16 protein-coding genes and 1 pseudogene are annotated in these 25,620 nt (G+C 63.9%); 8 read left to right on the top strand and 9 right to left on the bottom strand.

The window, feature by feature from the left end; translation table 11 throughout:
- Window positions 1-32: 32 nt before the first annotated feature.
- The 3 genes from E7T10_RS04790 (at window position 33) to E7T10_RS04780 (ending at window position 6,796) form a co-directional block, all read left to right on the top strand.
- Window positions 33-893 (top strand): HEPN domain-containing protein, encoded by an 861-nt coding sequence (locus tag E7T10_RS04790; protein ID WP_137720923.1) that lies wholly within the window; start codon window positions 33-35, stop codon window positions 891-893.
- 294 nt (window positions 894-1,187) lie between these two features.
- Entirely contained in the window at window positions 1,188-3,920 is a 2,733-nt protein-coding gene (locus E7T10_RS04785; protein ID WP_137720922.1) for a hypothetical protein, read from the top strand.
- Complete coding sequence (locus tag E7T10_RS04780) at window positions 3,920-6,796, top strand: helicase-related protein (RefSeq protein WP_137720921.1); 2,877 nt, start codon at window positions 3,920-3,922, stop codon at window positions 6,794-6,796. Before E7T10_RS04785 ends, E7T10_RS04780 begins: the two co-directional genes overlap by 1 nt.
- Window positions 6,797-6,799: 3 nt before the next feature.
- On the opposite strand, the gene E7T10_RS04775 is transcribed toward E7T10_RS04780, so the two are convergent.
- The 4 genes from E7T10_RS04775 to E7T10_RS04760 all read right to left on the bottom strand — a co-directional run bounded on the left by E7T10_RS04775 (window position 6,800) and on the right by E7T10_RS04760 (window position 17,185).
- The gene (locus E7T10_RS04775) at window positions 6,800-7,762 is read right to left on the bottom strand and encodes a hypothetical protein (protein WP_137720920.1); all 963 of its coding nucleotides are present in this window, start codon (window positions 7,760-7,762) and stop codon (window positions 6,800-6,802) included.
- Window positions 7,759-9,492, bottom strand: coding sequence for an NERD domain-containing protein (locus E7T10_RS04770; RefSeq protein WP_168189889.1), 1,734 nt, complete (start codon window positions 9,490-9,492; stop codon window positions 7,759-7,761). Before E7T10_RS04770 ends, E7T10_RS04775 begins: the two co-directional genes overlap by 4 nt.
- The gene (locus tag E7T10_RS04765) at window positions 9,492-15,674 is read right to left on the bottom strand and encodes a DUF1998 domain-containing protein (protein ID WP_137720918.1); all 6,183 of its coding nucleotides are present in this window, start codon (window positions 15,672-15,674) and stop codon (window positions 9,492-9,494) included. Before E7T10_RS04765 ends, E7T10_RS04770 begins: the two co-directional genes overlap by 1 nt.
- 269 nt (window positions 15,675-15,943) lie before the next feature.
- Window positions 15,944-17,185, bottom strand: a complete 1,242-nt coding sequence (locus tag E7T10_RS04760) for a Druantia anti-phage system protein DruA (protein WP_210416150.1) — start codon at window positions 17,183-17,185, stop codon at window positions 15,944-15,946.
- A gap of 366 nt (window positions 17,186-17,551) precedes the next feature.
- Between E7T10_RS04760 and E7T10_RS04755 the strand changes: the two genes are divergently transcribed.
- The 3 genes from E7T10_RS04755 to E7T10_RS04745 are packed head-to-tail and all read left to right on the top strand — an operon-like array spanning window position 17,552 to window position 19,705.
- Window positions 17,552-17,926, top strand: coding sequence for a DNA mismatch endonuclease Vsr (locus E7T10_RS04755; RefSeq protein WP_246846109.1), 375 nt, complete (start codon window positions 17,552-17,554; stop codon window positions 17,924-17,926).
- Window positions 17,923-19,134: a DNA cytosine methyltransferase gene (locus E7T10_RS04750; RefSeq protein WP_137720917.1), complete on the top strand. Its 1,212-nt coding sequence runs from the start codon at window positions 17,923-17,925 to the stop codon at window positions 19,132-19,134. Before E7T10_RS04755 ends, E7T10_RS04750 begins: the two co-directional genes overlap by 4 nt.
- The gene (locus E7T10_RS04745; protein ID WP_137720916.1) at window positions 19,049-19,705 is read left to right on the top strand and encodes an Eco29kI family restriction endonuclease; all 657 of its coding nucleotides are present in this window, start codon (window positions 19,049-19,051) and stop codon (window positions 19,703-19,705) included. Before E7T10_RS04750 ends, E7T10_RS04745 begins: the two co-directional genes overlap by 86 nt.
- A 186-nt stretch (window positions 19,706-19,891) precedes the next feature.
- Here E7T10_RS04745 and E7T10_RS04740 read toward each other — a convergent pair whose 3' ends face one another.
- The gene (locus tag E7T10_RS04740) at window positions 19,892-20,239 is read right to left on the bottom strand and encodes a hypothetical protein (RefSeq protein ID WP_137720915.1); all 348 of its coding nucleotides are present in this window, start codon (window positions 20,237-20,239) and stop codon (window positions 19,892-19,894) included.
- A 466-nt stretch (window positions 20,240-20,705) separates the two neighbouring features.
- On the opposite strand from E7T10_RS04740, the gene E7T10_RS04735 reads away from it, so the two are divergent.
- A complete protein-coding gene (locus tag E7T10_RS04735; RefSeq protein ID WP_313015197.1) occupies window positions 20,706-20,933 on the top strand; it encodes a helix-turn-helix transcriptional regulator in 228 nt (75 codons plus the stop codon).
- A 9-nt stretch (window positions 20,934-20,942) separates the two neighbouring features.
- Here the strand turns inward: E7T10_RS04735 and E7T10_RS04730 are convergent, their stop codons facing one another.
- Genes E7T10_RS04730 through E7T10_RS04715 form a run of 4 tightly spaced genes read right to left on the bottom strand, consistent with a single transcriptional unit; the run spans window position 20,943 to window position 24,498 of the window.
- Window positions 20,943-21,242: a hypothetical protein gene (locus E7T10_RS04730; RefSeq protein ID WP_017504318.1), complete on the bottom strand. Its 300-nt coding sequence runs from the start codon at window positions 21,240-21,242 to the stop codon at window positions 20,943-20,945.
- Window positions 21,243-21,281: 39 nt separating this feature from the next.
- Window positions 21,282-22,709, bottom strand: a complete 1,428-nt coding sequence (gene terL / locus E7T10_RS04725; RefSeq protein WP_137720914.1) for a phage terminase large subunit — start codon at window positions 22,707-22,709, stop codon at window positions 21,282-21,284.
- Window positions 22,709-23,128 carry a DUF5681 domain-containing protein gene (locus E7T10_RS04720; RefSeq protein WP_137720913.1) on the bottom strand — a complete coding sequence of 140 codons (420 nt, stop codon included), beginning with the start codon at window positions 23,126-23,128 and terminating at the stop codon, window positions 22,709-22,711. The genes terL and E7T10_RS04720 overlap by 1 nt, the downstream gene beginning before the upstream one ends.
- A gap of 26 nt (window positions 23,129-23,154) precedes the next feature.
- Window positions 23,155-24,498 carry a DNA methyltransferase gene (locus E7T10_RS04715; RefSeq protein ID WP_210416149.1) on the bottom strand — a complete coding sequence of 448 codons (1,344 nt, stop codon included), beginning with the start codon at window positions 24,496-24,498 and terminating at the stop codon, window positions 23,155-23,157.
- A gap of 443 nt (window positions 24,499-24,941) precedes the next feature.
- Between E7T10_RS04715 and E7T10_RS04710 the strand changes: the two are divergent.
- A pseudogene (locus tag E7T10_RS04710) lies at window positions 24,942-25,424 on the top strand (integrase core domain-containing protein); the annotation flags it as partial.
- Window positions 25,425-25,620: the final 196 nt, after the last annotated feature.

The following is a 25,620-nucleotide window of genomic DNA, read 5'->3' as shown; positions in this document are numbered from 1 at the left end:
AGGCAGCTCTTCCACCGAGGGATGAAGGCACGATGGTTGGGATTGTAGTCGGGCCAGGCCATCAGGTCCAAATCGTCGGGCATGGCCTGACCGTCACGTCCGATTTCAAACTCGCCGACGGCGTCACGATCTCTGCTGGGACGCCGATGCGTCAGACTTCGTTCGGGACGACGGTGGGCCAGCTGAGCGAAGACGCCGCGCTGATTGTAATGGAACGGCTCGCCGATTTCTCGCTGGTAGTCTGCGAGCCTCAAGGCGGCGAGTTACTTGCGGCAAAGGCTTGGAATTCGCTGTGGACGTTTAGCTTGCTGGGCCTTGCTATCGCTGCTCCGGTGATGCCGCTCTACAGCTACTCTCAAAGTGCAGGCTTCGCGATCGCCAACCGAAACTTGGTCTTCAAGCCCTTGCCCCGCGCCGTCGCAGCGACGCCAGAGAACCTGCGATGGGCTGCCGACCACTATGGAGACTTCGCGAAGCTGCTTTCCAATAACGCTTTTACTTCGGCGCAACGGTACTACAACAATGCGCAATATCTTCCCGATGACGACGCCCGGATCATGCTGCTTTGGGCGGGGATCGAAGGCCTAGTGGGGGTCGAGGCAGAAATCACTCGCCGGCTCGCGCTCAACACAGCGATCCTTCTACAGGGCAGTGGGGACGAAAAAGCTAGGATCTTCGCGGCGGTAAAAGCTGCCTATAAGCTTCGGTCAAAAGTGGTGCACGGGGGTGGTGGCGATGCCGAAACGCTGCGCCGAGGGTACGAGTTCGCCAGCGATCTACTAGCGCGACTTCTTCGCCGCGTAGTCGAACTCGGCCGGGTGCCTGACGTAGCTGAATACGATCGGGTTGCCGTCACAGGCGAGCTCGAGTTGCTCGAACGAGGTGGCGCTTAGGTAGCGTAAAGCTAGCGACGGCCCGCAAGCGCCAGGAGCGGTTTTATCGCCGACCTCCAAAAGGCGACATTCAGACGGGCTACAAGGTCCGCTCTCCGCCATTCGGCCTTGCCGCAGCTATTCGGCAAGGCCGCCTAGGCGACTCTCCTGTCCCGGCAAGCAAATTTGCGCTTAAGTGAAGACGGACGAGGTGTGGGGTGATCCATGGGGGCGGACACGCTTAGTACAATCGAAGCTCGGCTGGAGGCTCACCTGGGCAAGCTCGCGAATGGGAGCCTTGGCCGAACCATCACCATGATCGAGGTAGTCGATGCTGCAGCCCTTTGGTCAGATCCGCTCCTCGAACTCCCCCAACTCTTGGGCGGCATCGACTTCGAGGCGCTGATCAAGGAATACCCCATCTCTGCTTGTGCCGCGGCGAGTGAGATCGGGTACCGGTTCGAGGGCGTTGGAACGGTCTTCTGGGGGAAGTTTGAAGGGTTGCTGGGCCGGCCGATCCCGGTCGGGCAGCGCCACCTCCTTTCATCAGCGTTCGGCAGTCTTGCTGACCGCTTCGCCCTACAGCGACCTAGTGACAGCGGATTCGCGACGCAGTTTTCAATCATCGCGTGGCCGATCGCAAACGCGCTCATGCCCTACGAATTGGCTGGGCCCGTCTCCCGGCTGCTCGCGCGAGGGCCCGTCGCCGGCGTGGCCTCAGCTACCAGCACGCGCAGGCCGGACCTCTCCTCCCTTCGCGCCTGGGCTCAGTCGTGGGAAGGGGCCCGACTGTCGGACTGGTTGCAGCCGGAGGGACCGGCGGCGCGTGTGATTACTGCGCTACTGGGCGACAATGGGAAGGGATCGCTGCCCGATCCGACCTTCGAGCGTCTCAAGGCTGCGTTTGCCCACCAGTCAGAGGCCTTTTTCGCGTTGAGAGAGGCGAGACGGCGCAGGCCGACGACCACGACGCCGTTGCTGCCAGAGAGCGGGGCCCTGGGGTTGCGGCGGATCGGCGAAGAGTTTGTATTTTCGGTCAGTTGGCCAAGTCTCCCTCCACCGCTCGTCGAACTGGGCCGGAAGCAGGCGTCAGCGAGAGCTTGGCGTCCGAAGCTCTGGGGACAGTCGCGGACGGCCTCCGACAACATGTTTGGGTCACTTCCGATTGTGATCCGGCTGACGGCCCTACCCGGTGGAAACGGGCCAGCCGCGGCCGACGCGCGAACTGTCTTCGAGGACGAAGCGGAGATCGCGGAGGCCCTTATGGGCCGCACGGTGGATTGGGACGCGCCCCTCGTTTTCCTGCGAGCGGGCGACGAGGCCGATCGGATTGAATTGCCTATTCGCCTCGACCAGGGCCACCTCTGGGTGGTGGACCAGGCGGGCAAGTTTGAGAGCCTTGCTGCCGAGGGGGTTGTTGCCGGCGCCCCCGTTCGGCGGGCGGACCTTTCTGATCCCCATGATCGCGCGCTGCTGGCGGAAGCAAGGTGGCTTGGCGGAAGCGTATCTTCGACAAACACGGTAGCACGCGCTCCGCAGGACGCGCTTACGCTTCCCCGGCGGCACGTGACAGCGCAGACGCCGTTTTGCGTGATCAATGGCGCAGGCCTGCGGATCGAGAAGTTGAGCCGCCGGGACGGGGCCGCTCACGGCCTTACGGTGAGCGCTCCACGCGAGCCAATGACGGCGACGCCGGGTGTGTTCCTGTTCGAAAGGGAGAGCGCGTTCGACGCTCTGATCGAAGAGCGCCTACTGGCGAAAATCCAAAGCCCCATCCCGGGTGCCCGCTGGCCGGTCGAGATGCTTGCGATGATCGACGATGAGATCATCGCCTACGCCACTGATGAACTGAGTGACGAGGGGACCGGGCTGGCTCAATCGAGCCTGATCCTCAACGCACTACAGGCTGAGCACATTCGGCTGAGAATCCTTCAGGCCGGGCGTGCGACGCTCCGGGTGCGCGTCGGGCGGCACCCTTGGGATACGGTGCATTTGCGACGGCGAGACGGTGATATCGACTGGTCGGCGGAGGAGCCTGGAGCAGGGCTCGGCCGGCCCACTCAAGAAGTGGTCGCGCAAGCGCAGCGGCCCTTCCGGTTCAACCTTGCTGGACCGGGCGGCGGTGCCATCCTTCGGACCTTCCGCTTCGACGATGGGCGCCTCGCCGCACCAGGAAGAATCGAGGCGCCTGATCAGTTTGGATTTGGGGATCTCGGCAGCAATTTCTCGGGAATCGAAGGGCGCCGGCGGCTACGAGAGGACGGCGGCGGCCTGATCGACCTAGCTCGCTCACGTCGCGCTTGGGCCACCGCCGAGGCAAGGAGCATTGCCTCTGTCGCTGCGCGCGTGCGCGTCGTCCGCCAATTTGAAGACCCGCTCGTTTCAGCCCTGTGCGGTCCAGAATGGCATGCGCTGGAAGGGCGCGCTGTGACGGATTCGCCGTCGATGTTGCTATTCGACAATATCCTACCGCACGCGGTCGGAGACCAAGCTGGCGCGCTTGATCCGACTGATAGGGCCGATTTTGCCGGTCGCTTCGGCGAGGCTCTGGCGCGGTCCTGCCCGGATTGGACAGACGAAGGTGTCATTGATGATGCGTGCGCCGACCAAGCGCTCGTCGAGGCGTTCGCCGAGATGCTGCGGAACGCGCAGGCCCATGGACGAATGGTTGAGTTTGACGCGGACGATATGGACTTCGGCGCCTCGGACGACCAGTGGCGCGAAGCTGCGATAGCGGCGCTCGAGGCGTCGGGGCGATCGCCGTTGATGGATTTGATCGCACCGACGTCGGGAGCGCGGGTTCTTGGCCGGCGAGGGTTCGCGGGTAGCGATCTCGCAGAGGCCTCAGTTTTCCTCGCGGATTGGACCGCGGCATGGGCCCTTCCGCGGAGCCAGATTGGTCTTGATGCTGCTTGTGAGGCGCTGCAGTTCTGGTTGAACCCCGGAGCAGCGGATCCCGACACCGGCACCTTTGCAGCCATGTCCAGGGATGTGTTTTTGGCGCGGACGGTACGGTTCGTTTCAGCGCGCATGGCGCGGGCGGCGTGATGGTGGACCAACTCGCTGCATACTGGTTGAGCCTCCACGGCCAAGCGCGGCTGGCAGATGCCGACCAAGCTTTACTCGGCGCCTTAGGGGTGGCCGCGTTCAGCTATCCCCATCAAATCGACAATGTCAGTCAAATGGCGACGGACACGGCGTGTCGGTTCCTCCTGGCCGATGAGGTCGGGCTCGGCAAAACCATCCAGGCCCTTATGGTGCTGCGCGCTCTCGCTGCTCAGCGAGACACGGGCCTTCGCGTCGCCCTCGTGACGCCGGACGATCTTAATCACCAATGGAACGAGGAATTCCTGTGCCGGACGCACATCGGCGCCGGTGGCGTGGCGATCGAGCCGGATGAGGAGAGTCCGCCTCTTCGCCCGAGGAAGGGTCACATCGCCGTCGAGCTGTTCCGCCCTGCCCGTTTGGCCGCCGGCGCCGTTCGGTTGAATGCAAAATTCTATGATGCCCTGGTTGTCGACGAGTACCCCAAGCTCGGGCAGCAGATGCGCGATTTGGTGGGCGCCGCGAGCCGCAGTATTCCCCACGTGCTGCTGTTGAGCGCGACGCCGGCCTTGCACGATGAAGGTCTGCGTCGTGCTATCTTGGAGATCCTGGAGCCTGATCTTGCTCGCCGAGCGGACGCGTCAGGCGAGGATATTTTGGAGTTGCTGGCAGCCCGCGAAGATGAGGCGTTTGATTTCATTACGGGCAAGGCCGATGAACCGGAGGGCCTAACGACGCCAGCGGGGATGGGCCGGAGTTTCTACGCCGAGACCCACGGCGCGTTTCGCCGGGTGATCCGGACGAGGCGAGCCGACTATCCAGACGCGCTGCCGCAGCGTCGTTACCGGGCGATAGTCGTGGCGCCGACTGATGGCGACGCGGATCGTGTCGATGCCGCGAGGCGCTACCTGGGGGCGGCAGTCAGCGAGGGCGTCAATGTCCGCGGCGAGGCCCTTCTACAGACAGCCCTGGCGAGCCCCCAGGCGCTGATTAATCGGGTCAGCACGCTCAAGCGGCCGACTGCCAAAATGGCGACCGCGCTGCGCTCACTGGAAGCTGCCGCCCGCGATCTTGGAGACGCTAAACTCGACGCCTTGATCGACCACTTGCGCGCGACATTTGCGGCCGCACCGGCGGCTCGGGTGGTGGTGGTCGCCGACGACAACCGAAGCGTCGATCACCTTGCAGCAGCCATCGAAAAGCTAGTCGAGGTCAAGGTCGCCACGAAGCGGCGGGCCTACGGCGGATCGGATGTCGAAATGGACGTCCACGTTGCGCAGTTGCGCGATGAGGTCGAGCCGTTCGAGTCGGGCAAAGCGAAGGTGTTGGTTGCCGCGGATGTGGCGGCTGAGGGTCATAATTTCCAGTTCGCTACAGAACTGGTCTTCTACGTTCTCCCTTGGGACCCGCGGGACGTTGATCAGTGGATCGGTAGGCTTGACCGGCTGGGAGGTAAGGGTCGGCCAGGTAAACGAACGATCCGGATCACTCCGATTGTCACTCGTGATTCCATCGAAGCGCGGATCCTCGAGGTCTACGAGGCCGCCGATGTCTTTTCGGGTGGGCGGGTATTCGATGAGGATGCGTGGACGAGCCTGGCGCAGGCGATCGATACGGCCGCCTACGGCATCTCGGGTAACTGGCCTGCATTGATCTCGGCAGCGACGGCGCAGCGCCGGGACATTGAGGGTTGGCGCAGCTACTCGCGCTTCGGTGCGCCGAAGCGGGCGGCTGAGGCGAAAGCCCGCTACGAGGCGATGGTAAGCCAGCGTTATGCCTTGCCAATGTCGGACGCAGACGATGCACCGAGACCAAATTGGTTCATCGAGCGTGAGGCGGGTGCAAAACGTCTTCTCACGCTTTCCGATGAACTGAGAGTCCTGCGGCTTCAGAAACGGACTGATGAGAAGACCGGTCAGCCCTACAGGACCCTCTGGTACCCTCATCGGCCTGAGCAGGGCGACGTCGTCGTTCCCGAGCTGGAAACGGACGGGCCTTGGCGTCATGTGGCCCTGCTGCTGAAGCGAACCGACCTACATTCACCGCCCAATTCCAATGTCGGCGAACGGCGGCTGCACTTCTTCGACCATGGCGACCCGGTTCACGACAGTGTCATCGAGACCTTCTCTCAGTTGGCGTGGACGAGCACGACGAAGAACGAGCACGTCGTTCGCGTGCCGGAGGATCATCCGGCGTCCGGGCTCAAGGGCGAGCGGGTGCTACTGCTCAGCGCCATGCTCAGGCCGACGTCAGGACGCCCATTTGACCCGTCGATCCTGGAGGATCGGCCTTCGGCTGGCGATACGCAGGCCGAGCGCGACGCGATGCAGGCGGCTGTTCGCAGGGCCTACGAGGAACACTTGGCCGATGCGCGTTGGTTCACTGACCTTGCGCAACCGGATCTGTTTCTACTTGGCGCGCGGCTCGGCCCTACGCCCGAGGAAATCGATCCGAGGGTGCTGGTTGGAGCCAGTGGCCGCGTGAGCATACCGGAACACATCTCGAGCCGAGGCCTTTCGCACGGCGACTCGGCCATGGCGGTCACCGCTCGGGGGGTGCTGGTCGAACGTCTGAAAGATCTCGTGAGGGCAGGCATGGAGCACCGCGGGCGGCGCCTCGCCGGAGCATTGCCGTTACGACGCTTCAAGACCCGCATGGAGGCGCAGGAGGCGCTCGCAGCCGCTCAAGCAGTCGAGGCGGCCGGCCGCTTGCGTGGCGGCACACTCGCCTTTGACCGGGCGCGACGGCGGGCCAACGACCTTGCGATCCTTCTCGCTGAGGTCGGGGCCGAGATGCGCCAAGCTCATCTGGACGGCATGCTTCAGGCGCTAATGACGTCGCAGTTTACGCCCCGCTCCATCGTCCTGAAGGTGCAATGATCGTTAGGCGGTGAGTTGTTCCGCGAGGTCAGCAGCCGTCTGCGAGACGGCCCATTTCCAAGGGCCTACATTGTCTCCGGATAGGTCTAAAAGCCGCTGCAACTGAAATGGCGGAGGCGTGAAGCATTGGAGTTGGCCGTCGTGCCAATCAAATACCGGATCCCCGGCGAGCCTGGTCTGTCCGACGACGGCCCAGCGCCAGCGGTCGAGGTTGGTGACGTCGACCGCGCGGACACCCTGCGCAGACGCTGAAATTACGCAGTTCTGCCAGCTGTAGGTTTTACGTCGGGAGGCGCAGAACGCCCCCTCCCCCAGGAGGCCAGTCCATCGTCCGTCTCCGGCAACGACTTGTGCCTTGCCGAAGTAGGGCCCCCGTTTTGATAGGACGCGAAGCGCCGCGGGCTCGGCACGATCCAGGCGCTCGCCGCTTGCGGCGGCGCCGGCCAGCCGTGTGAAGAGGCCCCCTGGTCCACCGGTCCGTTCATCCATGCCGCCGAGGGCCAGAATGTGAAGACGCCATTCAGGGGGGCCGAGTTCGTCCGCCAGACCGACCAGGGGCGCGGAAATGGTCTCGATGGCCGTGTCCCGAGAAAGGCGACGGACCAAGCCGGTTACCGGCGTCGCGGAACCCGCAGACATCCCGAGAACGACGACGCGGTCTGCATCGAGCTCAACCAGCCGTTCGGGCGTCGCCACGTAGCCCAGTCCGCCATCTGATTGGAAAGCGGTTAGGTCGCCGAGCCGCACAAGGATGTCGCAGCCTTGGTGAATGAGCGGGCCGAGATCGCCATCCTCACCGCCGAAAGGGCTGTAGCTTTCCTTGAGCGCTCGGGTGATGCGGCTTCGCAGCAGATAGGGTTCGACGGCGGCGGCGGCGCGGATGTGGCCGACGACGGTCTCGATCGTGGGGAGGCCCGCGTCGTCAAGTTCGGCGCCGATCGCCTCCGCCCAAGCCGCACGCGTCATAGCGCTTCCAGTTCGGTTCCGATGGCGGAGACGCCAATGATGGCGGCCTTCATCTGGTCGGCGAAGCTTGAGTTCTGCGTCACCACAAGAAGGTGGCCCCGAGCACGGGTGACCGCGACGTAGAGGTCACTTTCCGTGAAGAGCCCGCCGACGCCGTTGATGCCGTAAAGAATGACGACATCCGCCTCCAAGCCCTTGAAACTGCGCGCCGTGGTGCAGAGGATGGCTTGCCCCTTGCGCCATTCGCTGGCGGAGTCGGTTAGCTTGACGCCGGCCATCTCGGTCCAGCGGGCCAACACGCCATTCTTCCAGGCGGTCGGGCCGATCAGCGCGACCTGATCAGGGTTCAGACGATGGTCTCGCAGCAGACGCTGTAACTCGCCTTGGACAAGGCCAGGCATGGCGCCTTGGGTTTGGGCGAAGATGAGGCGCGGAGGTCGGCCGAGGGGGGCCATCTCTGCGGCTTCGGCCGTGATCTTGGCCGTTGCCGCGGCAAAGCCGACGATGCGGCGCGTGTTCCTGCAGTTGGTGTCGAGATGAAGGATCGCAGCGTTTTCGAGAGGCGGATCGACGGGGTCCCGGCGCAAGCTCTGATCTCGATCTAGGAAGGCCCAGGTCGGGACGTCGTCGCCGAGACCGGTCAGGTACGCGAGCGCATCCCACCACCCCGGGCTGAAATCTTGAGCCTCATCGACCACGAGAGCGTCGAAAGGCGGATCATCCGGATAAAGTGCTGCGGCTGCAGTCGCCATCTGATCCGGTACGACGACGTCCCAGTAATGGGTGTTGTCGCCGACTGGATCGAGCGGGAGTCCCGCCTTCTTCAGGATCTCCGCGGCGAGGCCGTGGAAATGGCGGATCGTTAAAGATCCTTTGTCGTACTCGTCGTTGGCGATCTGCTCGTTCAGCCAGCGAGCCAATTCGGCGTTGAAACATGTGAAGAGCACCGAGCAGCCATCCCGGGCGAACCGGCGCGCTCTCTGCAGGCCAAGCATCGTCTTGCCGGACCCGGCGACGCCGTGGATGACCGCGCGAGGGTTCGCCGCGAACCCGTTCAGAATCTGGATCTGCTGACGCGTCAGTCGGGCCAGCACCTGGCCCGCCGCGTCGACATCGAGCTTCAGCGGCTCACAGACTGCAAACTCCGGGGCGAGCGCTTGGCGCACCGCTTCGAATTCGGGACCTGTCAGCGCCGTGTGGAAGCGCCCGAAGGCGTCATAGGCGCGGTCGATTGCGTTCTCGATGTCCGCCAGGTCATCCATCGTCATAATGGTGCGGGCCGGCAAGTCCGCTGGCGGAGTATCTCGGAAAACGCAGTGTGGGAAAGCGACGGCGGTCGCGAACCGGACCTTCTGGTAGATGGTTTCGCCGCAGATCAGTTCGATGCGCTTGCGCAGCGCCCTGGCGGCCCTTCTCACCTGCTGCGCCGGGTCACGTAGGTCCTTCAGCCGGCCGCCGCCTACTAGCCGAGACCATTGACGATTGCGCAGTACGACCTCGCCGCCCTTCGCCTCGATGACCAGCATTCCCTTCTCGCGATGGAGGAGGACGAAGTCGGCCTCCCCTTCGCGAACCGGAGAAGTGAGGTCGTCCCGCTCGGGCGCCAGCCACGGGAACGAGTGGAAAACCAGATAATCGTCGCCGAGGCGCGTCTGGAAGGCCCTCATCAGGAGGGCTTCCGAGTCGTGCGGCATGTTCTCTGGCAGGGTGTTTGGGATGCAGATCGCCATCAGACAACCCGCCGGATGAACAAGGCAACCGCCTCTAGCGCGCCCGGGGCGACGACCTCGCTTGCGCATTCGGTCCTTTCGGGCGCCGCCCGATATCGGACCCTTACCCCGTCCTTGACGGTTTGGGTCGAGCCAACGGTCCAGCGTTGGTGGGTGGCACCGAAGGTCGCACCGTCGCTTCGGCGAAGCAGATAGACCTGCTTAGGGTCGACGTCCTCGGAGCCCAGCGGACGGAAGAGGCAGTAGCTGCCCTTGGGAACAGGGGCCGCGCCGTCGCCGAGCTTTCCGCCGAGCGTGTGTGTGTCCAACCTCATCACGAAGTCGCCGGGCTCGAAAGCTCCCACGGCCACCCGCTGGATGCCTGTCGGCGCCGCTCCGTCAATCGCGGCGTCAACGCTGAGCAGCGGCGGGCCATCCGTCGCAGGAGACGGCGGGGGAGCCGACGTCTTGATAGTGTCTAGGACCAGAGCTGTCGCAAGCGGGAGGCCTCGGTCGATCATCAAGACATCGACGACCTTGGCCGATTGGGCCTCCGAAGCGAAAGCGGCGGCGCTCGGATTGCCCGGAAGGTCGGGCGCGAACGGGTGGCCGACGACGATGGCACGCCCTTCGGGGCTGATGAGGCCGCTCGGCTCGAGACTATAATCGCCACCCGCGTCTTGGACGTCGGTCACGAGCCGCCTCAGAGCCCCCTCTGCCCATGCGTCTGACACGACCGGGTCGACTCCCTCGAAGCAAGCGCGGAGGAGATCAGCCCCGAGCCGCCGATCAAGGAAACCGTGATCGAACCTGTTCTTGTAGGAACGGAGGCACTGGTAGCAGCTGTCTTCGCAGGTGCAGTCGTCAAGGAGTTCGATGGCGCTGCAGACGAGACGGCGCGGATCGGATGCGGCCGCCTTGACGAAGCCCGCGCCGCCCGCGGCCTGGTCGTAGATGTAGAGGTCTAGAAGCGTGTTGGCCGTCCGCACGGGTGCGAAGCGATAGTCGCCGTCAATGTCGCCCGGTTCCAGGTCGCGGCTGGCGGCACGGATCAGAGCTTCAACGGCGGATTTCGCAGCAATGACCGTCGCAGGTCGGTCAGGGCTGAGATCCCACGACGGCGGGGCCTGGAGCCGGAGGACGGCAATGTCGGTCTTGAACTGATTTCCCAAGACGAGGCTCGTCACGGCGCCGTTGCAGAGCTCGGGCTCCTTCGGCTTCGTCGGCCTGGGCCGTGCGTGCCCGGCTGATCCGGGCCCCAGTTGCGCGAGGTTAGCGTCTAGATCCGCTGGCTCGGTGCGCCCGCACTTCGCGCAATGCCGGAAGCCCTGTTGGGTTGAAGACTGGGTGCCCCGATTGGTGACGACCAGGTCGAGGTTTTCCTGCCAGGCTTCCCAACCGGCTTGGTTGGCGAAAGTCTCGCCGCCAATTCGCTGCTCGTTGCGGAAGTGCGGCGCATCGAGCTTAGCGCGCGTCGGACGGCTGTTGACGGTGCCGTCGATGCGAGGCGGGGCAGCAGGCATGCCGGGTGGATTGGCGAAGCCGACCGGCCGCAACCAGTGCTGTGCCGGACCCATGCCGCTCGGAGTGTTGCATGCCGGGCAGGTGATGAACTCACGGGGACGCCCTTGATCGCGAGGCTTGAGGGTCGCGAAATCGCAGATCTGGCAATGGTAGTAGAGTTTGCGCTCTCGATAGGCGTCCCAGCGGTCGTCGTCGAAGTTGCTCCAGACGCCCATCGACAGGTGCGTTTTGCCATCGACCCAGACGGAGCGGCCCGGCGCGTACTGGGCTAGGGCCGCGTTGAGAGATTGCTGGGGTGAATAGGCCAACTGTGGCTGATAGGGGTCGGGATGTTCCTCGAACACCGCAAACGTCGCCACGTCTGTAGGGAACGCATAACGCGGCATGAGACCGAGCGCGAACAGTTGGTCGAGGAGCTTATTCGATCCGGCGCCCGACTTGTCATTGTCGGGCGCATCCTCCTCCACGAGGTCGTCGTAGTCGCCGTCGTCATCTACCTCGTCGGGCGCGACGTCCGGAGCCGGCTCGTCGGCCCCTTCGACGACTTGAGCGGTCGCAAGGGCAAGTTTCTCTTCAAGGAGATCAGGCCATTGTTCGAGAAGACCGGGGGCGTCGAGCCCGGGGCATGAGGCCGTGAACAGTTGGTCGAGGTCCGCGACGAGCGCGTCTCGATTGTCGGCAAGCCAGACGCGAAGGCCAGCGAGGGAAAAACCGGTCGCGTCGCCGGTCAGGAAGGCGTGGGTTGATCCGAGGGACTCGAAGATGTTCGGGTTGCTTGAACTGATGACCCGGGCCTGTTGGAAGCGGCCGAGGAGGAAAGCGAATGCCTGGCGCTCCGCAATAACGCGGTTGTCGAGATTGAGGACCGGATCGGGGGCGGGCCCGGCGACGATGGGGGCCGGGTCGCGGAAGAAGCTCTGGTCGTGGCTGTCCGCGCCGCAAAACATGACGACAGTGGAGAGGCCTGCACCCCGACGCCCGGCACGGCCGGCGCGCTGCTGGTAGTTGGCGCGACCGGGCGGCACATTGCGGAGCGCGACGGCCGTGAGGCCGCCGATATCGATGCCGACCTCCATGGTGGTCGTGCAACTGAGAACGTCGATGGGATCGGATGGCTGGCCGTTCTGGGCCACCGGCACATCCTGGAATCGGAGTTCGTAGGCCTCGTTGCGGCTCATGGCCCGAACCGCGTTGGTGTCGTTCAACTGAGCCGAGTGCTCCTCGGCGACGAGTTGGTGCGGAGCGGAGCCTGGCGTGTGGTCGGCCATGCGCTCCGCGGCGTGCCGGAAGAACGCCTTGCGGCTGCGGAAGACCTGGTCATGGCCGGGGTCGATCGCCTCCGTCCTGCCATTGCACGACGGGCAATAGTCCGCGAGGAGAGCGTTTTCTGGCGAAACCAGGGTGCAGGTGCCGCAGCGGCGCCAGGTCACGGCGTTGCCCGGGAGGAGCGCGACTTTGCGCGCCGAGATCTGGAAGGTGCTGTCGCTGCTGCCGCTAAAGACGGTGCGGAGGATCGGAACGCCGGTCTTGGTGAAACCAGGAAGCCAGGCGTTGTGGCCGGCGGCTTTCAGGGCGCGGGTGACGCGCTCGCCGAATTTCCCACTCCAGCGGTCGACTTCGACATCGATCGGCGTCGCGCTCAACCTGATCGAATGACGGTCGAGCGCGCACCACAGCCAGAGGCGCAAAACCTCCTGGCGGACTCTGTCGTCGTCGAGTCCGGCCAGCTTAGGGAGAGGGATCGCCTCGACAGTCTTACGGTCGAGGCGACCGAGCTTGGGGCCGACGCTGGCAAGAGCGAGGGCGCTGAGCCCCGTGTGGCGATCCTGCAGAATTGCGTAGAGCGACTGGAAGACCGATCCGGGGGTGGCTTCCGAGGCGTCTTTCGAGAAGCCAGCGATCTCCTGGGCCTCGACGTCGGGATCGGCAATCAGTTCAGCAGCCCGCCGACCCCAGCCGACATAGTCGCCCCGATCATCCACGGGACGAATGCGCACCTGGTTCAGCGCGGCTGAGAGACTTACCGCGAGCGGGGCGTCATCAAGGCTGGGCTGATGAGGCGACTTCGCCAGGCCCTCCATCCCGTCGAGCAACAACGGACGCACGCTGTCGCGGAAGGCGAACGTCTTCAGGAGGCCAGCCAGCCTTGAGGCCGTTTGGCGACCGTCGGAGAACACTAAGGTCTTTCGGCCCTTCAACGGAGCGTCGGATTCCGGGCGTGGCGGCTGGCTTAGAACCTGGACGGCAACCAGTTGTTGGAAGGGCTCGTCGCCCTTGGTCTGCAAGTCGCTGATCTGCTGGTTCGCATCGCAGCGCGGGCAGCGATCGAAGACGCTCTGTCCTGTGGAGTCGCACCAGATCGGGCGGGTTCGACTGCCGTCTCCATCAAGGCGGCCTGTGTAGACGTCGAGGTCGGCCGCAGCCAGCGGCGTCGCAGCCGAGGCGCCGGGATCTTCCAGGCAGATATGGGCTTCACGAACGACACCAGCATCGTCGCTGTAGGCCGCGCCGTCATCCGGCCAAAGGTGTTGAGCCCCCGCGGGCGACCCCACGTAGGCGTGTGCGATAGCGATGCCGCAGGAGCGGCAGGACCAGAGTTCGAAAACCTGAGCCTTACAGTCGCAGTGCCGGCGTGGCTCTGCGTAGAGGGCGCCGGTCGGCCCGCCCCGCAAATGCTCCGGCAAAGCGGCGCAGTTTGCATCAACGCACGCCCATAGGCCCGGAAGGCCTCGGAACATGAGGTGGACGCGAGCCGGCAGTAGCGGGACTTTGTCGCTCGCAGGGCGTGCGAGGCTGGTGAGTTCAAGGAGGGCGTCGATCGCCCGAAGAGAGCGGGTGTTGACGTCGCCGAACAGCAAGGTGGCGAGTTGGGACAGGCTCTTCGCCGACCCGGTGATCAGCTTCGGGTCCGCTTCTGCGGCCGCGCCCGAGGTGATGTTCTTAAGGGCCGCGACGACCGGGAGGTCCTTGAGGGCCAGCCAAGCGGTACGGGAGAGATCATCCGTCGCCCAATGGATTTGGTCGGGCGTGGCGCGGCCGAGATCGAGGCCTTTGGGTCTGGCGAAGCGCACGACGCCGTCAGCCGGTACCACCGAGGTGACAAGGCCGAAGTGTTGTCGGGTCTCGACAGGTGATCCGGATGGAACCTGGAGTTCTTCCACGAGCAGGCTTCCAGCGCGATCAAGGCCCCTCACCTCAACGGCGGAGGCCGGGCCGGAGACGCGCTGGAGGATGAGCGGCTCGGCCGCTTCGAACGGCTGCCACGCGAGAACGGGGGCGATGACCTCGGCCCTCTCGGCGGAGTCGGTGGACAGCAAACCTTGGAGAGGAACGCTGGCGAAGACGTCCGCAGCGGCGGCGTCTCCTGGGGCGGCATTGGGCTCGAGACGCTTGCGGCCGTTAAGAACGGTGATGGTGGCCGGGTCGATCCCGATGAGTTGCGCCGCAAATTGCTGAGCGGCGGCGGGGACCGAGAACGACGCGCTGGTGCAGATGAAGGTGACGCGTGACGGGTCTAGTTTGAGACGGTCCAGGAACCGCCGAATGAGGAAGGCGACCTCGGTGCCGTTGGCGCCGCGGTAGAGGTGGGCTTCGTCGAGGACGAAGATGAACTTTTCCTCGGGATGCTTCTCGAAAAACGCGCGCGTCTCATCGAACAGGCTTCGCTCGATAGGTCGTAGGAGCATGTACTCGAGCATCGAGTAATTCGTGACGAGAAGGTCGGGGCAAGCCTCCTGCATCTCGTGACGGGTCAGCAGTTCGCCGTCCTGTGGGCGCTCAATGGCTCGATTTGGCCGGCCTTGCGCATCCTCCCAACGGGCGACTTTGGAGCCGTACCAGCCGCGCAGACCGTCATATGCGCCTTCGGTGCTGTCGGGCTTGGCTGGCCAGCGCCCCTTGCGCTTTAGGACATCGACTAGTTCCGCCTTCTCGGCCTCGCCCCCGCGAGCGGCGTCTTCGAGGTCGAGATAGTAGCCAAGCGACTTCAGCCTAACTTTGTCGCGGTCTCCATCGCGCCTGCCGGGGTATAGTGTGCGGCCGGTGTAGCGACCGAACTTCGCTGGCCTGTCAGCCGTCGTCTCGAACCAGCTGCGGATGGATTCATCGCCGAACAGGGTGCGGAGCCGCCCCAATTGATCGTTGACGAGGGCGTTCATCGGATAGAGCAGCATCGCGCGGACCGCGCGGGTCTTGAACACCTCCGGACGAGCACTGGCCTCCTCCGCCAGGCGCGCCAGGACGGGTAGGAGGAAGGATTCGGTTTTGCCGGAGCCAGTACCTGTCGTAACGACGATTCCTTTGCCGCCGGTGTCGTTCATCACCTGCTCAAGCGCTTGGGCCTGGTGCTCGTATGGCGGATCAAAGAGCAAGCCCGTGTCGGCGAGCCCCGCCAGTAGAGCTTGAACCGCCTTAGGCAGGGACAGATCGTCGAACTTTCGGTCGCCGATGTAGGTCGGCGTGCTTTCGACGTAAGGCTCCTGCGAGATCCCTCCCGCGCTCGACAGCAAGGCGCGTCTTATGGCGACGGTCTTGGGATGCGAGAGATGGTAGGTGGCTTCGATGTAGCCGACCAACTGCTTCCGCATCTCGTCAATTTCGCGCTGCATTCCGCCCCCGGTGTTTTGGCGCAGCAACGCAAGGTGAATCGAAGCTCGCAGATCAAGCTTCGCGCATTCCACCGAGAGTTTCTAGGGGGCCGCGCATCGCTAGGATGTCGGCGGGACCAATCGTTGGTACGGGCCCTCCCTAGCGTGAAAAGCTCAGCCGTTCAGAACGGCGAGTGCGTCAGGACGGCCCCCATGCTCAAGAGAACATTCATCGGCCCCAATGCTTCTAGCCCCTGACGCCCTCCTTCGGCCGACTTGCCCACTAAGCGGGCGGAGTCGCCGTCTCTCGGCAATCGCTAGGTCGCCAGATGGCCCATCACGAGGCGCCCTGTAGCGTTCTTCTAGCCACGGCTGTGTTTCGCCGCGGTTGGCAAATCGGCTTTGCGTTTGATGAGGTTGGGGATGTCGTCACGCGTCCAAGACCGATAATCGACCTCGCCGCGCTCGGCCCGCGGCACGATCCAGCGTTCGCGGGCAAGATCTGAGATCTGCGACACGCTCAGCAACTTTGAAAAGTCCGGCTCCGCATTGCCATCCTTCAGTACCTCGTAGGCGTTCTCAGCGAGCGTCGCGATAAAGACTTCGCGCTGGATGCCGTGCCTGAGAATGTTCTGATTCACGTTCAGACCGACCAGCGCGGCCCGGATTGTGCGCAGCCTCCAATTCGGGCCTTCGCCAAAGACATGTCTGTCGGCGTAGTCGTGACCTCGTTCTCGAAGGTATGCCCGCATCTTTTCGAAGAGGCTATCGGTGATGTGAAAGTGCCCGAAGCCTTTCGTGAAGCCGAGGGGCTTCAGATAGATCGTGTCGTCGAGCCTCAGCCGATTGTAGACGGATGATCGGCCCATTGAAGAGGTGGTTGTGACCGCAAGGAGCTTGGCGTGCTTTGCCGACTTTGAAATCACCCCGACCGATCTCCCGTAGGCGCGCTCGAAGTCATTCAAGACGTCCTTCGACCGAATAAGACAGGCCACAGCCTTGCCGGCTAAAAGAAAGCTGTAGGGTGGAACCGCTCCGAGCACGTAAGCGTCGAGGATGCCCACCAGACGGTTGGCGCGATCATGAACATCCCAGCCAATCTCGATGTCGCGGACGTTGAGATTGAACACGGGATCGCCGAGGGCGATGACGCCTGCCAAGCGGTTGTGGCCGTCGTCCCAAACCAGGTAGCGCAGACGCCGGCCGAAACCAGGCGAGACCGGTACGGACCAAGTCAGTGTAGCGATACGAAAGAGATCGGCCTCAGGTGTGCCGCTGCGCACGAGTATCAGGCGAAACTTGATTTTGGTCGGATCGATCTCCGCGCCGTTCGCGAAGTGTACCAGAGCGTTGGGTAACGCCCGTGCCAATAAAGGCTGAGCGGCAGTCCACTTCGCGCGCCACTGGCTGCGATGAAGGCTTCTAACAACTTCCTTTCCTCCGTCGGGAAGAACCAAATCACCCGCGTCATCCTTCGTAAATCCCAGCGTTCGCAGGTGATCGCGAAGGGCGCGCTTCAGCGCCGCCTCAGCACTGAATGGCTGCGCAACTTGCGGTCGCTTTGAAGTCATAGCCCCTCCCACGGCCGCAAGGGTATCGCGCACACCGCCACCCGACAACCGGACGTAACCGGGACTACTTGGCTATGGCGGGAGACGACGATCGAGGCCACTCGCGACGCTCGCCCCCTCCGCTGACCATTCAGTCCTCCGGAAGCAGACGCGGCCGTCGACCGAAACGCCAGACGCTGACGCACTGGATCTAGGTTCCAGTGCTCCCCCGGAAGCGGACATCCCGAACGTCCGCTATGAGCCCGTTCCAGACTCTACCTAGCTTCCTGGGACAGCTGCCCTGCGTCAAAGGCGGACGCACCGCAAAGGCACGCATCCCGCGTCCGGCTGGACTTCCTCCGCGAATGACGGTCAGTGGCGGGCGTGGACACCCTTTCACCAGCCCAACGCTCGGAGCGTATGTCACGGGTTCGATCGCGCGACACCAAGCCGGAACTGCTGGTGCGCAAGCTGGTCCATGGCCTGGGCTATCGATACCGGCTTCATCGCAAGGACCTACCAGGCAAGCCCGACCTGGTGTTCGGTCCGCGCCGCAAGGTGATCCTGGTGCACGGCTGCTTCTGGCATGGCCACGACGATCCCAACTGCAAGCTGGCGCGAGCGCCCAAGTCCCGTGTGGAATTCTGGGGACCAAAGCTCGCTCGGAACCGGGAACGCGACCGCGAGGTGGAACGACGGTTGAACGAATCAGGCTGGGAAGCTCTGATTCTCTGGGAGTGCGAACTGGGTGACCGTCCCGGATTGGAGCAGTGCGTGAGGGACTTCCTCGGATGAGATCGATCGAACTGTTCGCGGGAGCGGGAGGACTTGGCCTGGGCGTGGCCGGGGCCGGGTTCGATCACGCGGCGGTGGTCGAATGGGACCGCTGGGCCTGCGACACCCTGAAGGACAACAAGCCTTGGCCCGTGACCCAGGGTGACGTGCGCCTGATGTCCTATGACGGCCTGGGGACCATCGATCTCGTGTCCGGTGGTCCGCCGTGCCAGCCCTTCTCCCTGGGTGGAAAGCACAACGCCCACCTCGACCATCGCGACATGTTCCCCGAGGCCATTCGCGCCGTGAGGGAGCTCCAGCCCAGGGCCTTCGTGTTCGAGAACGTGAAGGGCCTGACGCGCGCGACCTTCCAGAATTACCTCAGCTACATCCGGCTGCAGCTCGCGCATCCCGAGGTCACGGCCCGCCCCGACGAGCCCTGGATCGACCACCTCGGCCGGCTCGAGCGCCACGAGACCAGCGGCTCCAACTCGGGCCTGCGGTATAATGTCGTTCTGCGCCTGCTCAACGCCGCCAACCATGGCGTGCCGCAACGGCGCGAGCGGATCTTCCTGGTCGGGTTCCGTTCGGACCTCGGTGTCGAATGGCGCTTCCCCGACGAGACCCATTCATCCGCCGCCCTGGCCTGGTCCCTGACCCACGAGGACGAGTACTTCGACAGGCACCGCATTGGACGCGCCGAACGCCGACTGCTGCGGGACGCCCTGCCCACCATCAAGGGCGAGAAGCCGACCGCACGGCCGTGGCTCACCGTCCGCGACGCCTTCCTCGGCCTGCCGGACCCAGAGCTCGACCCAAGGGGAGCCAAGGGTATCCCCGACCACAGATTCATCCCCGGCGCTCGTTCCTATCCAGGTCATACCGGCAGCCCGCTGGACGCCCCGGCCAAGACCTTGAAGGCCGGCGTCCATGGCGTGCCCGGCGGCGAGAACATGTTGCGCCGTCCCGACGGCTCGATCCGCTACTTCTCGGTGCGCGAGGCCGCCCGCCTCCAGACCTTCCCCGACGACTTCCTGTTCCATGGGTCGTGGACGGAAACCATGCGCCAGCTCGGCAACGCCGTGCCCGTGCGTCTGGCCGGCATTGTTGCCCGCTCGGTGGCGGATCAGTTACATCGTTCCGATGAGCGCCCTGGTCCCCTACAATCCGCTGGAGAAGCGGCACCTGGCCGAAAGCGTGGCCAACGCCCTCCTGCGCAGGCCCATTGAGCCGCTCGCGCCGGCCCAGCCCTTCGAGGGCGCCGGCATCTACGCCATCTATTACACCGGCGATTTCCCGGCCTACGCCAAGGTCGCCGACAAGAATCGCGACGGCGCCTTCGCGCTGCCGATCTACATCGGCAAGGCCGACCCCATGGGGGGACGTCGCGGCGGGGATTTCGACGCCCCGCATGGGCGGGCGCTCTGGAACCGGCTGGCGGATCACGCCAAGTCCGTGGCCCAGGCCGATAATCTGAAATCCGAGGATTTCGCCTGCCGCTTCCTGGCGGTCGACGATGTGTGGATCCGGATGGCCGAGCGGATGCTGATCAGTTGGCACTTCCCGGTCTGGAACCTGGTGGTCGACGGGTTCGGCAATCATGATCCCGGCGGACGACGCGCCACCCAGTACCGCTCACCCTGGGACGTGCTGCATCCGGGACGCACCTGGGCGGTCAAGCTGGCGGACAGCGGTGTGACGCCGGAGGATATCTCCGCCAAGGTCGCGGGACATCTGGAGGCTCGAGAACGCGCGGAGCAAGAGCAAGCGGCGGCGAACGAGGCGTCGGCCCACGCCTAAGGAAACGCCTCAAGCGTATCGACTGGCGGAGTTCAGACGCGACCATCTGGAGCCGAAGGCCATGCGCGGTGGCCCTAGCGTTCCCGGGGGCCTTCGCGACGCGGCGACCGCCTTGTATGTCGGGCATGATCAGCGGGTCGGGGGAAGAAAATGGCGACAGGCGGCAAGCTCGAGAATCTGACCCAGTCAGCCGCTGTCGAGAGGGCAATGGAGGAATTCCGCGTCCTGGGACGTGACGCCTTCATCGAGAAGTACGGCTTCAAACGTTCGCGCGATTTCTTTGTGCATGTCCACCGCGATCAGATCGACCTCTACACCGGCGACGCGAGCTGCGGCCGACAGTAGCCCAGATAGATCAGGTTCGCTCCCTCGTGGTCGATCACCGGACGGGTTGGCGCCGCCCGTGATCGCGATGAAGGATTCATACGAGGGCGCCGCCGCCAACAGGCGCCAGCGCGATCCGCTTTTCGAAATGAGGGCGACACCGCTCGGCTCTCGCAACGTCCAAGCGGCGTCAATTCCAAGCACCGCCATGAATGTCCCTATGTTGCCCGCCGTTCGCTCGCTTAGGCGGTCAACCACTTTTCCACATGATCGGCAAACGCCACGAGCAGACCGCGCCGTCATCACCAACAATCACGCGTGCGGGATTGGCCTGCGATGTTCAGCGACCCACATCCTTGCACACCTGCTGGAGCTGGCGATACTCGCGGCCCGAAACACCCTCGCCGCTGAGCTGAGCGAGCGTCGCCGCGCATGACGGCTTGGGCTTAGGCCGAGTACAGGAATACACGGGCCACGCCACGAACATCAGGAGAAGTATGATTCCGACGATCGGGCCGTCGTTGTTTTGCTGCTGACTCATGTTTGCCGCTCCTGTTTTGAGACCGGAAAACCCTAACGCACACTTCCAAAATGCTACGTAAACGCTGTCGCCGTATATGCGTCATCCAGTCAGCTTTCGGAGATGGCGGCGAAGGCGGACAAACCCTTGCGGAAGGTGTTGGCGGAGAATCTCCGCCGCTATCGCGCCAATCGCGGGCTGAGCCAGGAAAGCCTCGCCGACGAGGCCGGACTGCACAGAACCTTCGTCGGCGCCGTGGAGCGATCCGAGCGCAACATCTCACTCGACAACATCGAGAAGCTGGCTGGAGCGTTGAAGGTCTCGCCCTATGAATTGCTCCGACCAAAGGCGGACCCATTGATCGTCCGCCCGACGCCCGGCTGAGTTGGCGGCTTAGCAGCCTAGCCGCAGGCCAACCGCGAACCCGGCCAAACCCCGCAGGATTTCGCCGCCCATGGCCCCAAGTCGACGACGCGCGACAGCGTGCTCGGCTTCGCCGATAGAGGCCCTCAGCTTGGCCATGTTCTCTTGGAACCGCGCCTCCAGGTAGGCGTCCTGGCGCGCGCGCCATGCCGCCCGCGCAGCTTCCTCGGCCTTTGCGACCAGCGCCGCCTTTTGCTCCGCTGTAAGGGGCGGAACGCGGCGCTTGCCGAAGGCGGGCGGGGTGGGTCGAGGTGTCGGTTGAAACGGCATGAGCCGACCAACGCTTCCTTCCACGGCGAAGTCCAGTCGTCACCAGGATCGCTGGACGACCGTCAGATCGGGCTTCGTCGTGATCCACCCCAGGAACTGGCTGGTGGCGTCGACTTGGTCATCATGCTTCGCGCGAGGGAAGGAGATGAGTTCCTTCACATACTCATCAAGCCATGGCGCATGATCCGGCAGGTGGACCGCCCCGCGTTGGAATATCGGTGTGGACGCCCAAAGCCGGGAGACCTTGTTTTGGACCGGCGGGACGAGCTCCAGATCAACATCGGGACAGGCCTGCCGGACCTGTTCCGCGACCAGTTCCATCCCATTGACCTTCTCAAGCAGGATGACCCGGCGAGTGGTGGGATATTTGTTCCATAGATTCGCCATGGCGGTGACGAGATCTCCCCCGGAGAAACGGCCCCTGACGATGTCTCCAAGGTAGTAGTCCTTGCCGCGCACGATCCAAACCGTACCCACGGACCAGTCATTGTTGTCGCCCGTTCCGAATGCCGTGTCCCAACTGAACACCACCTCATCGTCCATCGTGGCCCTGAACGGCGCACGGTACCTTTGCAGCCATCCGAGCTTGACGACGTTGCCGCCCGGCATGACCGGCGATTGCTGATACTGCGACTCGAAGAAGTCCTCCCCCATGCTCTCGCGGATCGCCGCCAGCGTCTCCTTGGACTCGAACCTAGGGTTCAGCGGGTCGCCGATCTCCCGCGTCCAGGTCAGTCCCAGACCGGCATCAAGCGCCTGGCGCTCGGTGGCCAGGGCCGGGAGATTCAGATGGGTCCATCCACCCGCTTCGAGCAGCCTGCCGGACAGATCATCGACATGCAGGCGTTGCATGATGACGATGATGCAGCCGGTCTCCTTGCGATCCAGTCGGGACAGGGCAGTGCTTTCGAACCATTCGTTGACCCGCGTGCGAACCGTGTCGGACCGCGCGTCCTCGGGCTTGATCGGATCGTCGATGATCAAAAAGTCACCGCCGAAGCCGGTGATGGGACCGAAGACCGTGGTCCCGAACCGTTTGCCCCGGTGTTTCATCAGGGTGAAGTCGGCGTCCGCGTTGGCCCTCGGATTGATCCGCGTCGCCGGAAACATCCGCTTGTAATCGGCCGTCTCCATCAGGGCCTTGGAACCCCGGGCGAAATCCTTTGTCAGAGCCTCCGAGTAGGTGATGTTGATGATCTTGCGGCTGGGTTCGCGACCGAGGAGCCAGGTCGGAAAGACTATCGAGGCGAACTCTGACTTGAGGTTTCGCGGCGGCAGATTGATAATCAGCCGCTTGGTCTGGCCCGTGGCGCATTTGGTGAGCGCCGCCGACAACGCATGAAGATGCCAGCCGGATATGAGTTTCTGGCTGGGATGCAACTGGGACCACGCCCAGACGAAGTAACCCATCAGGTCGGCTCGAAGGGCCGCGTCATACTCGGCGCGGGTGAAGGCCGGGACGCCCATCAAACGTCCTCCCCACGCTCTCCGCGCGCCATCAACATCTTACTGGCGATGGCTTCGAGAAGCTTGGCCTCATCGGTCGACAGCGCGTCGTCCGCCTCCTCGGCGAACTGTTCCGGCAGAGTGGACTTGATCAGGCTGACGAACAGGGCCGCGTCTTGGGTCTTACCCGTCAACGCCTGCGACATGAGCCGGGTCAGGACGGCCTCCTTGGCGGGGACCTGGCGCGGCACGCCCTTGATGGAGATGGTGACAGGCTGGTCCAGGATTTCCTGCAACAGCGTGCGCATGGAGCGCGCGCCCTTGGGACGTCCCGCCGGATTGCCGGACTTCCCTTTGGCGAACTGCGATGACCTCGGCGGCTTGCCGAAGCCGGCCACATAATCGGCCTCGTCAGCACGGGCCTTTTGCTCATCGGTCATTGGGCGGCGTTTCGCGGACCTCGTCATCAGAGGATCTCCCACACGCTGTCGGGACCCGATTCCGAAACTGGCTTCACGGTTTCGCTTTGGCGTCGAGACCGGACTTCCGAAAAGGCTTCGCCGGTTTCCGCCAGCGTGGGCTCCTCGCCAGTCTCGGTGATGAAGCGTCGCAGCGTCACATCGACATACTTTGGGTCGATCTCAATCAGTCGGGCGATGCGGCCCGTGCGCTCAGCCGCGATCAGGGTCGTGCCGGATCCACCGAACGGATCGAGGACAATCTCTCCCTGATGGGTGACGTCCAGGATCGCATCGACGATCATTGGCAGCGGCTTGACGGTCGGGTGGAAGGACAATGCTTCATCCCGGCCAGCGCCGAGGCTGGCGTATCCCGGATAGTTCCAGACGTTTGACCGGTAGCGGCCATTGCTCCCTAGCCCGAAGGTGTTGACGTTGGGCGCGTCGCCGACCTTCCAGATCGTCAGGAGTTCGTGCTGCGACCGATAAAAGGTCCCCATCCCCGCGTTGTCCTTGGCCCAGACAACAAGCTGTTTGAGCTCTCCGAAAACGGCTTCGCCGGCGGCGATCTGATCGGCGACATGCCGTCCGTCGATAAAGGCGTAGAGCAGGGCTCCGTCGACGCCGTGCTGCTTGCAGTGATCGAAGACTTGGCGTTGGAACTCGACGAACTCCGCCCGCGTCATCTCTCCCGACGCCATGGCGAACTCGCCGTGGCGCACCTTTCCCAGGCCCGAGACGTTGCCCGCGATTCTGACATTATAGGGCGGGTCGGTCAGGATCAGCCTGACCCGCCCTCCAGCCAACAGAATGACGTAGACAGCGCCATCACGGCTGTCGCCGCAGACGATGCAGTGGCGCCCGCAGATCCAAACATCACCCAGTTGCGTGACCGGAGCACCGCCATCCGGCTCGGGAACTTCATCCTGCAGGGCGCCGACATCGTCGGCCAGGGTGACCCGATCCACGAAGACCTGGTCAAAGCCGGTGAAATCCAGCGAGAACTCGATGTCGGGATCGGCCAGGAGGGCAATGAAATCGGCGCGAAGGACAGCCTCATCCCACTGCGCATGTTCGCCGATCCGGTTCAGCGACATCTGCAAGGCGCGCAGTTCATTCGGCGTATAGCCGTCGATGCGGATCACGGGGATAGTGTCGTGACCGAGCCGTTTCGCCGCCTCCAAGACCGCGTTGCCGTCCAACACGACATTGTCGTCGGTGACCAGGATCGGCCTGACGACATCGAAGCGTTCGATAGCTCCGATGAGACTGGCCAGTTGGCGCTGACTATGTTTGCGCTGGGGTCGCGGGTCCGGCTTCAATGAACCCACGGCCACATATTCGATCGCCATGGTCTGATTTGTTCGGCGTGGACTGACCTTGCCGCCCACGCGCGTGACAGGAGCGCAACGCTTAGCCACGAGCGCCTCCTGTCGGCACGTTTCCCTGCTCAATAGACGTCAGCCAGGCTGGTCCGTTCGTTGTCTTCGACATCACATCTCTCCACGCTGCGGAGGGGCCTCCGCAGTTTCAAAAGTTTCAGTTTTGATGTGAGAGGGACCGGCGGTCCCTGAGCGTGAATGCCGAGGCGACGCCCCTGCGACATCAATCCTGCACGTGCGGATCGGCGGTTTTCAAGTCAGGCGGATAACTTTCCGCCGGCTGCGGGCCGGCCCGAGGAGGCCGGCCCCGGCCGATCCGATGGCGATCGGCCTGGTGGGCTTCATGCGGGTTCGCCGCCATTCCCACCACCGCGCTTGATCCGCCCCGCCGTGCGGCGTCTCCCGCGGTCCCCGCGCTTATCGGATTCGGGTCGCTGTCGGGCCGACGAGTGGCGCGCGAGTTGGACGCCATCATCCTCCGATGTGGGCGGCCCGAGACGATCATCAGCGACAACGGCACGGAGTACACGTCCAACGCCATCCTGGCCTGGGCCGACGACGCCGGCGTGGGCTGGCATTACATCGCGCCGGGCAAGCCTCAGCAGAACGGCTTCAACGAGAGCTTCAACGGCCGGCTGCGTGACGAGCTATTGAACGAGACGCTGTTCCGATCCCTGCCGCACGCCCGGGCGGTGCTCGAAGCCTGGCGGCGCGACTACAACGAAACCCGGCCTCACTCGAAGCTGGGATGGCTGACGCCGAAGGCCTACGCACAGGCGCTCACCGGACAGAGCGGCCGGTCTGCTGCGCTGGTTGAAGGCTTCGCTGACCGGCCTCTTGCCAACCCCACCAACCCAAGTTCAGATCAGCAAAGCACTCTCGTTATGGCTGGATGAGAAACGGGGGTCACGTCACTCTCGGCCACCCTCATCCAGTGCAGGAGCAGGTCTCAGTTTGCATTTAGGTGCCAGAACTCGAAGCTTACGTCCAGGCTCACTAAACTGCCGGCGTTCCACTAGCGCAGCATCTACCGGATCGCTAAACATCGCTGACCCGGAGCGGCCATGGATTTATTCGAGACCGTGGCCAAGA

It is taken from the genome of Brevundimonas sp. SGAir0440 (genome assembly GCF_005484585.1).
GTDB lineage: Bacteria > Pseudomonadota > Alphaproteobacteria > Caulobacterales > Caulobacteraceae > Brevundimonas.
Note: the sequence above shows the minus strand (reverse complement) of the source record. Positions and strands in the feature narration are given on the sequence as shown.